The sequence below is a fragment of the Bartonella tribocorum genome (assembly GCF_002777915.1).
Classification (GTDB): Bacteria; Pseudomonadota; Alphaproteobacteria; order Rhizobiales; family Rhizobiaceae; genus Bartonella; species Bartonella tribocorum_A.
The window spans coordinates 177,194-192,412 of the sequence record NZ_NJGE01000001.1 but is presented as its reverse complement, the minus strand read 5'-3'; the positions used below and the strand labels follow the sequence as shown (position 1 = coordinate 192,412).

Genomic DNA, 15,219 nt, shown 5'->3' with positions numbered 1-15,219 from the left:
GATTGCCGCATAGCAAAACTCTGCCTATTATGAATTTTATGAATGAACTCTCTCACACATATAACATGAGGTCACCCCCTGCAAGTTTTGCCCGTTTCATGAAAATAAGCACTGTGATTTTACCTTGGCTCGCCGGCATAACATTGTGTTTCCTTATCTTAGGACTTATTCTCGTGACGCATTCCCCTGATGACTATCAACAGGGTATGACTGTTAAGATTATGTACCTTCATGTACCTTTCGCATGGTTGTCTACATTCTGTTATATAATGATGAGTGCAGCAGCATTAGGAAATCTTATTTGGAAATATCATCTTGCTGATGTGGCTCTCAAGTGTGGAGCACCCATTGGAGCAGTTTTTACCGCTTTGGCTCTCATGACAGGAGCACTTTGGGGGCACCCTACATGGGGAACATGGTGGGTATGGGATGCACGGTTAACATCGGTTTTAATTCTGCTTTTTATCTATCTTGCGATTATCCTGCTTGGTCGTGCTTTTGACAACCAAGTAAAAGCCGCTCGTGCTACTGCAATTCTCACCCTTGTTGGATCTGTTAATATCCCTATTATTAAATTTTCCGTTAATTGGTGGAATACATTGCATCAACCAGCTTCTCTGTTACGTGCTGGAGGACCAACAATCGACAGTGCTATGTTATGGCCCCTTATAACCATGTTATTTTGTTTCATCTTTATGTTTATTACGCTCTATTTGATGGCTATGCGAAATGAAATCAATCATCGTCATATTCAAATACTTCAGATTAAAAAATCCCGTCGTGCTCAACAACAGGACTCTTCATCATGCTCGACCTAAATGGCATCCAAAGTGGACTTTTAGGAAACTTATCTTTGAAAATTGACTTGTTCCTTGGTACCCTTAAACACGAGCAAATTGTTGTTTTAAGTTATACGCTTTCTGCACTATCTCTCCTCTGTCTTATTGGCTATATTCTTTGCAAAGCCCTATACCAAAAAAAAATTCTCCAACGGCTAAACAAAAAAGAGCTGTTAAAAAGAGAAAAATACAATGAAGAACATCCCTCCAAAACTTAAAAAAAATATATCTTTGCCTGTTTTGTTTGTTCTTTTTGGACCATTTGTGCTTTTTCTTCTTCTCGTGGTATTTTTTTTCAACTTTATGGATAAAAAACACCCTCAAGATCCTTCTCTTCTTCCAAATGCATTAGCTGGAAAATCTGCCCCCTATACGCACCTTCCTCTTCTTGATAAGGAGAGTTATCTTAATTCAAAACAGTTTAAAGGACGTATCACATTGGTCAATTTTTGGGGTTCTTGGTGTTTACCCTGTCGCAAAGAACATCCTCTTCTTATGAAAATTGCACAAGATAAACGTTTTGATCTGATTGGTATTAATTATAAGGATAATAAAGCAAATGCCCTGCACTTTTTAAATAGTTTTGGTAATCCTTTTAAATTGATTGGCTTTGATGTTTCAGGATATACGGCCATTGATTGGGGGGTATATGGACCACCAGAAACCTTTCTCTTAAATAAAGAAAGCATCATTATCGCTAAACATGTTGGTCCTCTAACATGGCAAATTTATCAAAAAAAAATTCTACCAAAAATTGAACAAGCAATCATGACAGAAGAAAAATAAAAATCAACATATTGATTTATAAATATAATTTATCGGTTTTATCTTAAATTAAAGCATCAAATACTATGAGTTTTTTCAAATTGCTTTAAAAAATGTTTAAGAAAAGGCTAAAATACCTTTTATAAATCGTCTAAACGTAAAAACAATGAGCAACATTCTAAGTTAAAAAATATAATAATGCAGAATTGTAAAAACATAAAATTTTATCATGCTATGCATGCCATTTTATTTAGACGAATCCTCATTCTTCTTAGGAAATTTTACAAAGCACTCTTTTTTATAAAGCATATCGAGTGAATCGTGATTTCAACAGAAAGATCATCGATATACATCGAAAAGTGCTGCTTCTAGAGCTTCATATGAGCTTGTGTTGAAGGTTTTCTATAGCGCAAAGATAATGGCCTTTTGTTGCAATCATCCTTTTTTATGAAATTGATTAGTTTTTTTCTTCCAAAAATTCTTGCGGTGTAAAACGATATGTTTTTGAGCAAAATTCACATGTCACTGAAATATGTTTATTTTTAACCATTTTATTGCGTTCATCAACCGGAAAACCTTCTAGGATTCCTCTAATTTTTTCGCGTGAACAAGAGCATTTATCGATAAGAGAAAAAGGATTAAAAACTCTCACACCTTGTTCATGGAAAAGGCGGAATAAGAGCTGTTTACTTCCAACTTGGGGATCTGTTAATTCTGAACTCTCAATCGTTGCCATGAGTATTTTAGCTTCTTGCCATTGATGATCTAATTGAGTTTGGGTTTTCGGTTCTTCTTGCTTTTGATGAAGGTCATCTATTTTATGATGAGACGATGCTTGGGGCAAAAATTGAGTCAAAATACCTCCAGCTCGCCAACTTTTCTGCGGTTTTCCTTGGTTGTCACGATTGATTAATATAGCAACAGCCAAACGGATATCGGTAGGAATTTGTTCTGATTGATCAAAATAAGTACGAGCAGCTTCTTGTAAATTTGATCCATCTAATGCAACTATCCCTTGATAGGGTTGCATGTGGGGACCTTGATCAATCGTGAAAGCTAAAGTGCCTTTTCCTAAAAGTGTTTCTGAAGAAGTTTGATTATTATCTATGGCTTGTTTAAGCTGTTCTTTATCAAAACGAGCATATCCCCGTAAACTGGAAGGAGGAGAAAAATCACACACCACCATATTAATCGGTCCATCGGAATGCGTTTGTAAAATAAATTTTCCCGTAAGCTTGAGAGAAGTTCCAAGCAGAACAGTTAAAAGCAAAGCTTCTGCCAGAAGATAAGAAACTGGTTCAGGATATTGATGTCTTGTAAGAATAGAATTTAAAGTTTCCCCAATTTGTACGGCACGTCCACGAATATCAAGTTCTTCGACTTGAAAAGGGATAACAGTATCATCTTCATGCAAGGTGTTGTTGTTGAGAAAGACTTCTTCTTTCACTTGTTCACTCATGGCTTTACCTTTTATTATAATTTGTTGTAGGTAGGCTATTGTGGAGAGAAAAATGCATCTTGTAAACACCAAGAAAGAATTGCTTTTTGAGCATGAAGACGATTTTCAGCTTCATCGAACACGACTGAATGTGGTCCATCAATCACAATATCGACAACCTCTTCACCACGATGAGCTGGAAGACAATGCATAAAAAGCGCATCAGGTTTTGCTAATTTCATGAGAGCTTCATTGACTTGATATGGCTGAAAAATGGAATGACTGCGAGCACGAAATTCTTGTCCCATGGAAACCCATGTATCAGTCATAATACAATCAGCATCTTGAGCGGCTTTTTGAGGATTATGGGTTAGCGTAAGATGTGCTCCCCGCTCACGTGCCCAATGTATAAACTGCTCTTGTGGTTCACTACCTTTTGGAGTAGCAACACGTAAATGAAAATTAAAAAGAGCTGCAGCTTCAATTAAGGAATGGAGCACATTATTACCATCCCCCAGCCATGCAAATATTTTTCCAGTAATTGGCCCTCGATGCTCTTCATAGGTTAAGATATCTGCTAGAATTTGGCAAGGATGTGTATCATCTGTAAGGGCATTAATGACAGGAATTTGTGCATATTGTGCTAATTCAAGCATACGTTGATGTTTTGTTGTCCGCAATATCACGATATCTACAAAGCGGGATAAAACGCGTGCCGTATCAGCTATGGTTTCACTATAACCAAGCTGCATCTCTGCCCCTGTGAGCATGATTGTGTCTCCCCCAAGCTGGCGCATACCGATATCGAATGAAATACGGGTTCGTGTAGATGGTTTTTCAAAAATCATCGCAAGTGTTTTACCTATAAAAGGTTTTGAACTTTCCCCTGCTTTAAAAGATGCTTTAAGGATTTTTGCATAATCGATCAGTGCGCGTGCTATTGCTGGCGTTAAAATCGATAAGTCCGTGAAATGACGAAGAGCTTTTGTCATGTGTATGATATTTTCCCTTCTTTATTGATCTGCGAAAGATAAGCTATTGCTTTTTCAATACGATGCAAACTTTCATCTATTTCTTCTTCCCTAATAATAAGAGGAGGCAATAAGCGCACGACGTTGTTGTTGGCTGCAACACTTAAGAGATATTCATTTTCCAAAGCATTAACGACAAGATTTGCAGAAACAACACACTGGATGCCCACCATAAGACCCATCCCCTGAACGGCACAGATAATATCGGGATAGACATTGAGAATATGCAAAAGTCCGCTTTTCAGTCTATCCCCCATGCGCTGAACATGGTTAAGAAAACTTGGCTCTAACAGGATATCAAGAAGACTATTTCCTACAGCCATCCCAAGAAGATTTCCTCCAAAGGTTGAACCATGAGTTCCAGGTATCATACTTTTTGCAGCTTTATCCGTTGCAAGGCAAGCGCCTAATGGAAATCCACCTCCTAATCCTTTTGCGAGGGTAAGAATATCAGGTGTGACATCACTCCATTCATAAGCAAAAAGCTTTCCTGTTCGGCCCATGCCCGTTTGGACTTCATCAAAAATCAACAAAAGGCCATTATCATCGCAGATTTTGCGCAAAAATCTTAAATATTCATGAGAAACCGTTCGTATTCCTCCTTCTCCTTGAATGGGTTCAATAAGAATAGCGGCTGTATTTTTATTAATAGTGTTACACAAAGCGCTTTCATCACAAAAAGGGACTTGAATAAATCCACCCACTTTAGGACCAAAGCCTTCAAGATATTTTTCATGCCCAGTCGCAGCAAGTGCTGCAAGTGTCCGTCCATGAAATGCCCCTTCAAAAGTAATTATTTCAATGCGCGCTGAATGACCGGCAGCATAGTAATAATGGCGTGCCGTTTTAAAGGCACATTCCAATGCTTCAGTACCTGAATTGCAGAAAAAAACCTTATCCGCAAAACTATTTGCACAAAGCCGCGTGGCAAGAGCTGTTTGTTCAGGAGACTGAAAAAGATTAGAAACATGCCAAAGTTTTTCAGCTTGTCTTTTAAGCGTATCAACCAATTTAGGATGGGCATACCCTAATGCATTAACAGCAATGCCAGATGTGAAATCAAGATAACGTTCTCCTTTATCGGAAATAAGCCATACACCATGCCCCTGTTCAAAATGCAAATTTCGTCGTGCAAAGCATTCATAAAGTGGTTGTATAGAGATGGCACCCATTATAATTCCCTTTATATTTTAACCTTTTCAATATATATGCAAAATAACACTACAAATAAAACAACATGATACATTTCGTTACAGTGCTTTAAACATTTCACTCGATTAATGACCATACCTATGGAATGGATCATTACACCAATTGAAAAAAAGTCAATGAAGGTTCTACAAGTAAAAATTTTTGAGAAAAACCTTAAACAAAAGTGAGCGTTTAACCTATAATTGATTTGCAAGTTGGGGAAAACATTCTAAATAAACTCTTCAAGAGGTAAAGACTCTTGTCATGGAGTGAGTGCATATTGTAATTTACACTAAGTTAAGCAAGATGATATGTTTTGATTTGTAAGTTCCACAGGTTGGATGATTTTCTTATGCTCACTTAGAGTGTAAATTTCTTTCATTCAGCGCATTGAAAACATTATTGAAACATTTGAAGATGTAAAGGGGAAGCATCTCAGTGGTGTAATTGAAATGGAGTGCTGATATGGGTTGGACATGTGAACGCGTTGAGCTTCTTAAGAAGCTTTGGAGTGAAGGATTAAGTGCAAGTCAAATTGCTGCTCAATTAGGTGGTGTCAGCAGAAATGCAGTCATCGGTAAAGTGCATCGATTAAAGTTGCCAGGGCGTGGCAAAACAGCACCAGGAAGCGCGCGTGTGCAAAAAACGCCTGCAGCAAGCAGCTCATCATCTCCACGTACGCGTCGCAACACATCCACCGTATCGCCAATAAGCACATCATCTGTCAACGTTGAAGAAACAGCTTTAAAAACAGAGTTTGTAGCAGAAGAAGTAAAAGAAGTTGATATGTCTACAAAATCTAATGTAGTGGTACCTATATCACGTCAACTTAATCTGCTACAATTGAGTGAAAATACATGTAGATGGCCGGTTGGCGATCCCTTATCAGCCGATTTCCATTTTTGTGGCGCCGATTCTGATGAAAATAGCCCCTACTGTGCTTTTCATGCTAAGCTAGCGTTTCAGCCAATATCTGAAAGACGGCGAATAAGAATATAAGACCCACGATATCATTTCAGATTCGGCGCTTTTTGCGTCTCATTATTAAACTTCAATGATCAAAGCTTTATGAGATAAAAAATTTGATGAAACTTTCAATGAATGAGAACGTTTCTTCCTGAAAATATTCAACGAAATTGTATTTTTTAGTGCAATTGTGCAGCTATATGTTAGGTCATGTTCTTAATTTATTTTTATGATTCTCTTTAATTTAGTTGTACTGCTTTTAAAACTATTCATAGGAATATCTTTTGTATAATGCAGTTTCTCAATTTATCATGTTTTTATTCTTCGTATACTTAATAGAGGAATGACATGGTTTATAAAAATAATTTATCAATTAGCAACCTGAGTGAAATTCACACATATCTTTCTCATTTTGAGCTCCCTTATATTGAATCAATCAAAATCTTTTGCTTACACGTCACAAGCGAAAGGAGCCATGTAGAGTAAAAACACTTAAAGACAAGAACCTCTTATAACCCCTATCAAATGCCAAGGGTTTCGCAATATTAAGGACTAGCAAAGGTGTGATGTTTCCGGCTTGCACTTTTATTAGGCGTAAAGATGGGAATATAATCAATTTTTACACTTTATGGAGATTACTATTTTTTGTGTCCTGCCATGGAATATGCTTGAAAGTATTAAGAGATATTTCTCTAAAATAAGCACGTGAATATGCAACATAAGTGTATTCTACTTGACAGCGTTTTGTTTTACGTGAAGAGCGTGATCCAAAAAGACACGCTATAAACAAAAAAGCATGATGCAATGCGCAGTGTGTAAGACGAATAGTCTTTACTAGTTCTTTATAAAAAATTGAGAACAAGAAATGTGTATTCAAGGCTCTTATGCAATAGACGGAAATTATAAATTAATATGTTATCATATCCTTTGATGATCAATAATATACGATATTTTTTGAAATCAATATTAAACCTAAAACGACTACAAATAGCATCATATTTCTTTTTCCGACACAACAAAACGACGCAACCAAACATAAAGCGCACCTTCACCGCCATGCTGGCGCGCTGCTTGCTCAAATGCATGAACATAATACCGAAAAGCTGGTGTTGATAACCAATACGGAACAAATCTATACAACGCCCCATCACTCCCAATGGATCGGCCTTTTCCTGTAATCACAAGAACATAACGCAAACCATTCTGCTGAGAAGATTGTAAAAATTTTTTTAAGAAAAAATAAGCCTCTTCCTGCATATAACCGTGAAGATCAAGACGCGCCTCAATAGGATAACGACCTTGGGAAATTTTACGATGTGCAACACGATCAAAGAAATGAATTTTATGTGCTTGTGTAACTGCTCTCTTCTCTTTTTTAATAATTGTCAAATGTTGTTGATTTTCCTGAGAAACTGGAGAGATTTGAGTTATGCTCTGTTTTTTATCATTAATATTTGGAATCGCTTCTGAAATAGAAGAGAGCCTCTTACCATGAAGCGGTGTTGTCGTACGACAAACCATCTCCCATAAAAGGCGATCTCGTGAAGCCAATAAACTTCTTTTTTGTCTCCATTCACTTGAGGACATTTCAATTTCTCATAAATCATTGAGTACTTATGAAAGAAAAAAGTACTTTAATTTTCATCTTCTGTAGCAAAAAGCTTCCAGTTTGGATCCGGCGATAGGCTATTGCGAACAAACGTCCAAATATCTCTAATTTCCACAATCGCATCGGGATCACCATCTATACGCTCGCCCTGTTCATTATAAGTAACAGAAATCATCTCGCTGATAATACGTATCGTTAAAATTTCGTCCTTTTCTTGTATTGCCGCAGCGACAAACTCGATTTTATTAATTCCAACAAAAGTAAACTCTATTTTTTCTTTGTTTTTTTCGCGTTGCTCAATAGCAGAACAAAAACTCTCAAAAACGCCCTGACAAAGCAAGCTTTTAAGTTGACTGCGATCACCTTTGGCAAAAGCTGTTACAATCATCTCATAAGCAATTTGCGCACCTTTTATAAAAAGTTGAGGAGAAAAATGAGGATCAATCCTACGCAATGCGCGCAAATTTTTATTCAAAATACTTCCCTCTGGTGCAATCTCATCAATTTCCCTAAAATCGCCTTTTTGTGAATTTTTTTGATGAGGGAACGAAACAATATTATCTGTCGTTTCTGCATCAGCTTGTTTTTTAGAGCGACGTGAATAAGGATCAAAGGGAGGCTTTTCAAACCCAATTCGCTTCCCTAATACACTGCGGAGTTGCACAAAAATAACAACCATAACAACAAGAGCGATGACAAGTATAACGTCAAATTCCATGGGCGCTGTCAATCTCCAAAGCTTAAGTCTGTAATAAACATTGCAGTCAATATCATTTATCAATAAATATGTAAAATAGGGAATCCTACCATTCAAATATTTTTATAAATTTTATATAAGGAATACTCTTAAGAATTTCTCCCCTCCTCATCCAGAAGGAAATTTTCATGTGATAAAACTTTATTCTATAAATCCTCGTTTTTTTATCGTTATATTTCTCTGTATTCTTTTAATTGAGATTGCTGGTTTTATCTTTGTTGGTCAAGAAATTGGCATTTTGGCAACTTTAAGTTTGGTTGTGCTCACAACTGTAGTTGGGGTTGTTTTATTGCGAATTCAAGGGTTTAGCCTTTTAAAAAACATACAAAGTGAACTTATCCAAGGACGCACATTAGAAAACAATATTATTCATGATGCTTGCATCATGTTTAGTGCGATTTTACTTATTCTTCCTGGCTTTGTAACTGATCTCTTGGGAATATTACTTCTTATTAAACCCATCCGCTCTGTTGCTTGGCGTTTCTTTACATCATTAAAAAACACCATGAAACCTAATACGAAAAGACAAAATGACTCTGAAAAAATAATTGATCTTAATGCTGAAGATTACAAAATTCATGATATAACAGAATCTCCATGGCGCAAAAATGATGATAACCAATGAATTTGCCTAAAAAAATCTGTAATGACCGAAAAAAATAATCAAGATTAAAGAGCGCGTTCCTTGCAACCTTTTGCAAGGCATGATAACCAATTTGATCTTTAGATCTAAAATAAATATATATAATTATAATGAGAGAGGTTCGTCGTATGGCCGAAGGTGAAATGAACAACAGTGGTGGAGAGCCGGTTTTTGCTGTATTAACGCAATATTTAAAAGATTTATCATTCGAAAACCCAGGTGCTCCTCATTCATTACGTGCGCGTGAAAAATCACCACAAATTGATATCAATATTAATGTCAATGCTAACCCAATTGGAGATGACAATTATGATGTCGTCTTGTCTCTCTCCGTCAAAGCCAATGATGACACTGAAACCTTATTTCATGTAGAACTGATTTACGGTGGTGTTTTCCACCTTAAAAACATTCCACAAGAACATGTTATGCCACTGGTCTTTATTGAATGTCCCCGTCTTTTATTTCCATTTGCTCGCCAAATTATATCTGATGCTACTCAAAATGGTGGTTTTCCACCTTTATGGATTGATCCTATCGATTTTGCAGCCCTCTTCCAGAAGCGTCTCGCTGAAGAACAAAAAGACAATCAAATACAGCCATCTTAAAAATTTATTCTTTTGCTATCATAAAGCCCCTTGATATATTATGATCTATGAGGGGCTTTTTTCCTTTAGATAACTTTTGCCGCATGATAAGCTGCAAGCATTGCAATATTGACAACGTCTGTGTCACTTCCACTAAACGGTACAATTTGTACAGATTTTTCCAATCCAATTAAAATAGGACCAATAATGGTTGCTTCACCAAGTTCTTGTAACATTTTGCTCGCAATGGAAGACGCGTGATATCCAGGCATAACCAAAATGTTAGCGGGCTCTGTTAATCCCATAAATGGATATTGCTGCATCAATTTGGAATTAAGCGCTACATCAGCACTCATTTCTCCATCAAACTCAAAATCAACTTTACGCTCATGCAAAATATTAATCGCATCCTGAATTTGCTGTGTAACCTTTCCTTTCATATAACCAAATGTAGAAAACGCCAAGAATGCAACCTTTGGTTGATATCCAAATCCATGCACAAACGAAGCCGTTTGTTCTGCTATATCCGCAAGCTCTTCAGCATTAGGATTTTCATAAACAGCAGTATCCGCAATAAATACAGTTCGGCCACGACAAATAGCCATTGAAATACCAATCAATCGTTCTTTTGGTTTTTCATCAATTGCCCGACGGATATCAACTAGGGCTGTTTCATAATTGCGTGTCACCCCTGTAACCATTGCATCAGCATCTCCTAGTGCCACCATACACGCAGCAAAATAATTTCGATCATTATTGATACGGCGATGACAATCACGCAACAGCCAGCCTTGACGCTGCATCTTTTTATAAAGATAATTTGCATAAGCATCTGTACGATGGGAAAGCTTGGCATTCACCAGTGAGATACCTTCACGCTCTAGATCAATTCCCGCGATAACAGCCGTTTCTCTTACTTGCTCTTCACGACCAACCAAAATCGCTTGTCCTAATTTTTGGTGAACATAGGAAACAGCAGCCCGCATGACTTGTTCTTCTTCACCTTCTGCAAAGACAATTTGTTTTGGTGCTTGACGAACATGGTGATAAACCCCTCGCATCATCGAAGAAATAGGATCACGTCTCGCACTCAAATCGCGCTTATAGGCCTCTAAATCATCTATGTTCTTTTGCGCAACACCGCTTTCTATTGCTGCTTTTGCTACCGCGCTTGAAACAACCGTGAATAAACGCGGATCAAAAGGAACAGGGATGATATAATCAGGACCAAATTTTAATCGCTTTCCGCGATAGGCTTCTGCAACGCTGTCAGGAACTTCCTCATGCGCTAAATCGGCAAGAGCCCTTGCCGCAGCAATTTTCATGTCTTCATTAATAACCGTTGCACGCACATCAAGTGCACCACGAAATATATAAGGGAAACAGAGAACATTATTAATCTGATTTGGATAATCGGAACGCCCTGTTGCGACAATGGCATCCTGACGCACTTGTAAAACCTCTTCCGGTGTAATTTCTGGATCAGGATTAGCCATAGCAAAAATAATTGGCTGTGGTGCCATAGATTTTACCATTTCAGGGGTCAGTGCACCTTTAGCAGAAACCCCGAAAAATATATCTGCCCCTTCCATTGCTTCCATAAGCGTACGTTTATCCGTTCGAACAGCATGCGCCGATTTCCACTGATTCATTCCCTCTTTACGACCTTCATAAACCACACCCTTTGTATCACATAATATGATATTTTCAGAACGGAAGCCCATCGCTTTAATCAGTTCAATACAAGCAATCCCAGCAGAACCAGCACCATTACAGACTAACCGCGTATTTTGCATATCGCGTCCTGTTAAAGTCAAAGCATTGAGAACACCAGCAGCCACAATGATTGCTGTACCATGTTGATCATCGTGAAAAACAGGAATTTTCATCACCTCACGCAGGCGACTTTCAATCATAAAACATTCAGGCGCCTTAATGTCTTCAAGATTGATTCCACCAAAAGAAGGTTCTAAATGACGCACCAAATTGATAAAGCTTTCCGTATCGTTGATATCAATTTCTAAATCAATGGAATCAATATCCGCAAAACGCTTAAAGAGTACTGCTTTGCCTTCCATAACCGGTTTAGAGGCAAGGGCACCTAAATTGCCTAACCCTAAGATAGCTGTACCATTTGAAATAACAGCAACAAGATTACCTTTTGCTGTATAATCATAAGCAAGTGCCGGATTTTGAGCAATTGCCTTAACTGGAACAGCAACACCTGGTGAATAAGCAAGCGCTAAATCATCCTGTGTTGCCATAGACTTTGTTGCAACAATCTCAAGCTTTCCTGGTCGACCACGACTATGAAAATCTAGAGCTTCTCGTTCGCTCGCACTATAAATCATCTGAGGTGTTTTTTGATCCTGCTCGCTCTTTTTCATCTCACTTTATTTTCTCCAAAAACAGTGTAAATTTTGCTTGATAATGCATATAGTCGTTAAGTTTGATTCATATGTTAAAAATCGCTATTCTTTGCCTTAGCAAATCTGATGATGTGTTTCAATTTAGAGATAAATAAATATCGAAGTAAACAAAAAAAGAGTAAAAACTTCACTGAACGGGAACAGGCCACGTAAAAATGGATAAAAAAAACGACCATCAAAATAATTTAATTCCACAGCCTGCCTCCTCATCTACTTCTTCTCAAGAACGTCTTACACCTATGATGGAGCAATATATAGAAATCAAAGCCGTCCATCATGATTCCCTTCTTTTTTACCGAATGGGGGATTTTTATGAATTGTTTTTTAATGATGCAATTGAAGCTGCTCAGGCTTTAGGAATCACACTCACAGCACGCGGAAAACATTTAGGGAAAGATATCCCTATGTGTGGTGTCCCCGTTCATGCCGCAGACGATTATTTGCAAAAACTGATTGCTTGTGGTTATCGCGTTGCTGTTTGTGAACAAACAGAAGATCCTGCTGAAGCAAAAAAACGAGGCTCAAAATCTGTTGTTCGGCGGGATGTTGTGCGCCTTGTAACCCCTGGAACAATAACAGAAGAAAAACTCCTTGATCCAACACGCGCAAATTATTTGATGACACTTTCCCGTATAAAAACCGGCGATGGAGAAGAATTTGCCCTTTCTTGGATTGATATCTCCACAGGCATATTTCGTGTAACAGAAAGTCGCCAAGAAAAACTTTTAGCAGATATTATGCGCGTGGATCCGCAAGAAATCATTGTCGCTGATTCTTTTTTTTATGATAAATCGCACAAATCACTTTTTAATGTTCTTGATCGTATCGTTTCACCTCAACCGGCTTGTCTCTTTGATACCCTCACCGCTGAACGCGATATTTGCGCTTATTTCAAACTTTCAACGCTTGAAGGTGTTGCCGATTATTCACGCTGTGAACTCTCTGCCATCGTGGCGGCTATTCGTTATATCGAAAAAACACAAATCACGCATCGTCCTCCCCTCATGCAACCTGAGCGCCAAAATGAAAGTGCTACCCTTTTTATTGATGCTGCAACCAGACTAAGCCTTGAGCTTATTCGAACGACATCAGGTCAACGGGATGGAAGCTTATTAAAAGCTATTGATCGCACTGTAACAGGAGGAGGCTCTCGTCTTCTCATCGATCGCCTTATTGCTCCTCTTACCACCCCTTCAGCGATTGATACGCGTTTGGATTCTATCGATTTTTTTCTCCGTAATCCTTCGCTTGCAGAAGCGATAAAGCTCACTTTAAAAGGGGGACCAGATATGCCCCGCGCTGTTTCACGTCTCGCTCTTGGACGGGGAGGTCCTCGTGATATGGCAACAATTCAGCGTGGCTTTGAAATCATTCGTGAAATTCATCAGCTTCTTAATAATGAGCTTCTGCCTCAAGAAATAAGTGATATACAACAGGTGTTTTCAAATCTACCCGTTGCTTTACATTGCCATTTAGACCAAGCATTGGCCGATGATCTCCCTCTGCTTAAACGTGATGGTGGTTTTATTCGTTCCAATTATCATCAAGAACTCGATGAAATGCGTTCTTTACGAGACGAATCACGCCGTGTCATTGCTGAGCTTCAAGCACAATATGCCCAAGAAACAGATATTAAGACGCTAAAAATAAAGCATAATAATATTCTAGGCTATTTCATTGAAGTCACCAATATACAAGCAGCTGCACTTACCAATAGCCCACAAGCCAAAGCACGTTTTATTCATCGGCAAACAATGGCAAACGCTATGCGTTTTACGACAACAGAGCTTGCTGATCTTGAAAGTCGCATTGCCCATGCTGCCAACCACGCCTTGACACTTGAACTGGAGATTTTTGATACTCTTGTTCAGGAAATTATTGAACAAGTTGATTTTATTCGTAAAGCCGCTGAAGCACTTGCTATTTTAGATGTTTCTGTCGCTTTAGCACATCTTGCTGAAGAGCAAGGATATTGCCGCCCTAAAATTGATCATTCACTGACCTTTCATATTACCGCAGGACGCCATCCTGTTGTTGAGCAAGCACTCCGAAAACAAGCAGCAGAACCCTTTGTTGCCAATAATTGTGATCTCTCTGTGCAAGAAAATCAGCAATATGCAGCAATCTGGCTTTTGACAGGGCCTAATATGGGAGGAAAATCAACTTTTTTGCGGCAAAATGCTCTCATTGCTATTATGGCGCAAATGGGATCCTTTGTTCCAGCAACTTCAGCACATATTGGCGTCGTTGATCGCCTGTTTAGTCGTGTCGGTGCTTCCGATGATCTTGCACGGGGGCGCTCAACCTTTATGATGGAAATGGTTGAAACAGCAACGATTCTCAATCATGCAAGTCACCATTCTCTTGTTATTCTCGATGAAATAGGACGTGGAACATCAACTTTTGACGGACTTTCTATTGCTTGGGCAGCCGTTGAATATCTCCATGAAGTTAACCATTGTCGTGCTATTCTTGCTACCCATTTTCATGAAATGACTGCTCTTACCGAAAAACTTGACAGACTGCATAATGTCACCATGAAAGTCAAAAATTGGGATGGTAATGTGGTTTTTCTTCATGAGGTCACACCAGGAGCCGCTGATCGATCCTATGGTGTACAAGTTGCAAAGCTTGCTGGCCTTCCTCCAGCCGTTATTACACGAGCAACAGATGTCCTCCATCAACTAGAACAAGGCGAAATGGCTGGAAAAGGACATAAACTTATTGATGATTTACCACTCTTTTCTCTTAAAGCAACCTCGCCCCTCAACGAGGAGAGAAACAAACATGATGCACTTCACGAAGCTTTAAAAAATATTCACCCCGATGAGCTCTCCCCTAAGCAAGCTTTAGAAGCAATTTATCAACTCAAACAGCTCGAAAAGAATAACGATCTATAGAAAACAGATGCTTTCTTATTAAAAAGCTTTCTGAATAAGAAATTAAAGTTCCCTTTTTGATATGTTC

At 38.3% G+C, this 15,219-nt stretch carries 13 protein-coding genes; 7 read left to right on the top strand and 6 right to left on the bottom strand.

Annotation, left to right across the window (positions count from 1 at the left end):
* Nucleotides 1–38: 38 nt before the first annotated feature.
* The 3 genes from CER18_RS00755 to CER18_RS00745 are packed head-to-tail and all read left to right on the top strand — an operon-like array spanning nt 39 to nt 1,625.
* Entirely contained in the window at nt 39–818 is a 780-nt protein-coding gene (locus tag CER18_RS00755) for a heme ABC transporter permease (protein WP_100128249.1), read from the top strand.
* The gene (locus tag CER18_RS10345; RefSeq protein ID WP_100128206.1) at nt 806–1,057 is read left to right on the top strand and encodes a heme exporter protein CcmD; all 252 of its coding nucleotides are present in this window, start codon (nt 806–808) and stop codon (nt 1,055–1,057) included. The genes CER18_RS00755 and CER18_RS10345 overlap by 13 nt, the downstream gene beginning before the upstream one ends.
* Complete coding sequence (locus CER18_RS00745) at nt 1,032–1,625, top strand: DsbE family thiol:disulfide interchange protein (protein WP_100128205.1); 594 nt, start codon at nt 1,032–1,034, stop codon at nt 1,623–1,625. Before CER18_RS10345 ends, CER18_RS00745 begins: the two co-directional genes overlap by 26 nt.
* A 436-nt stretch (nt 1,626–2,061) precedes the next feature.
* Here the strand turns inward: CER18_RS00745 and CER18_RS00740 are convergent, their stop codons facing one another.
* The 3 genes from CER18_RS00740 to CER18_RS00730 are packed head-to-tail and all read right to left on the bottom strand — an operon-like array spanning nt 2,062 to nt 5,245.
* Nucleotides 2,062–3,063 (bottom strand): Hsp33 family molecular chaperone, encoded by a 1,002-nt coding sequence (locus CER18_RS00740; RefSeq protein ID WP_100128204.1) that lies wholly within the window; start codon nt 3,061–3,063, stop codon nt 2,062–2,064.
* 35 nt (nt 3,064–3,098) lie between these two features.
* Nucleotides 3,099–4,034, bottom strand: coding sequence for an ornithine carbamoyltransferase (argF, locus tag CER18_RS00735; protein WP_100128203.1), 936 nt, complete (start codon nt 4,032–4,034; stop codon nt 3,099–3,101).
* Nucleotides 4,031–5,245, bottom strand: coding sequence for an aspartate aminotransferase family protein (locus CER18_RS00730; protein ID WP_100128202.1), 1,215 nt, complete (start codon nt 5,243–5,245; stop codon nt 4,031–4,033). Before CER18_RS00730 ends, argF begins: the two co-directional genes overlap by 4 nt.
* Nucleotides 5,246–5,729: 484 nt before the next feature.
* Between CER18_RS00730 and CER18_RS00725 the strand changes: the two genes are divergently transcribed.
* Nucleotides 5,730–6,263 (top strand): GcrA family cell cycle regulator, encoded by a 534-nt coding sequence (locus CER18_RS00725; protein ID WP_100128201.1) that lies wholly within the window; start codon nt 5,730–5,732, stop codon nt 6,261–6,263.
* Between the two features lie 960 nt (nt 6,264–7,223).
* Here the strand turns inward: CER18_RS00725 and CER18_RS00720 are convergent.
* Both CER18_RS00720 and CER18_RS00715 read right to left on the bottom strand, forming a co-directional pair.
* Nucleotides 7,224–7,817 (bottom strand): Smr/MutS family protein, encoded by a 594-nt coding sequence (locus tag CER18_RS00720; protein ID WP_100128200.1) that lies wholly within the window; start codon nt 7,815–7,817, stop codon nt 7,224–7,226.
* Nucleotides 7,818–7,864: 47 nt separating this feature from the next.
* Nucleotides 7,865–8,557 carry a Tim44/TimA family putative adaptor protein gene (locus tag CER18_RS00715; protein WP_100128199.1) on the bottom strand — a complete coding sequence of 231 codons (693 nt, stop codon included), beginning with the start codon at nt 8,555–8,557 and terminating at the stop codon, nt 7,865–7,867.
* Nucleotides 8,558–8,726: 169 nt separating this feature from the next.
* Between CER18_RS00715 and CER18_RS00710 the strand changes: the two genes are divergently transcribed.
* The gene (locus tag CER18_RS00710; RefSeq protein WP_100128198.1) at nt 8,727–9,221 is read left to right on the top strand and encodes an FxsA family protein; all 495 of its coding nucleotides are present in this window, start codon (nt 8,727–8,729) and stop codon (nt 9,219–9,221) included.
* A gap of 146 nt (nt 9,222–9,367) precedes the next feature.
* A complete protein-coding gene (gene secB / locus CER18_RS00705; RefSeq protein ID WP_100128197.1) occupies nt 9,368–9,844 on the top strand; it encodes a protein-export chaperone SecB in 477 nt (158 codons plus the stop codon).
* Nucleotides 9,845–9,909: 65 nt separating this feature from the next.
* Here secB and CER18_RS00700 read toward each other — a convergent pair whose 3' ends face one another.
* Nucleotides 9,910–12,210: an NADP-dependent malic enzyme gene (locus CER18_RS00700; protein WP_100128196.1), complete on the bottom strand. Its 2,301-nt coding sequence runs from the start codon at nt 12,208–12,210 to the stop codon at nt 9,910–9,912.
* Nucleotides 12,211–12,407: 197 nt separating this feature from the next.
* Between CER18_RS00700 and mutS the strand changes: the two genes are divergently transcribed.
* Complete coding sequence (gene mutS / locus CER18_RS00695) at nt 12,408–15,152, top strand: DNA mismatch repair protein MutS (protein ID WP_100128195.1); 2,745 nt, start codon at nt 12,408–12,410, stop codon at nt 15,150–15,152.
* The last annotated feature ends 67 nt before the right edge of the window (nt 15,153–15,219 follow it).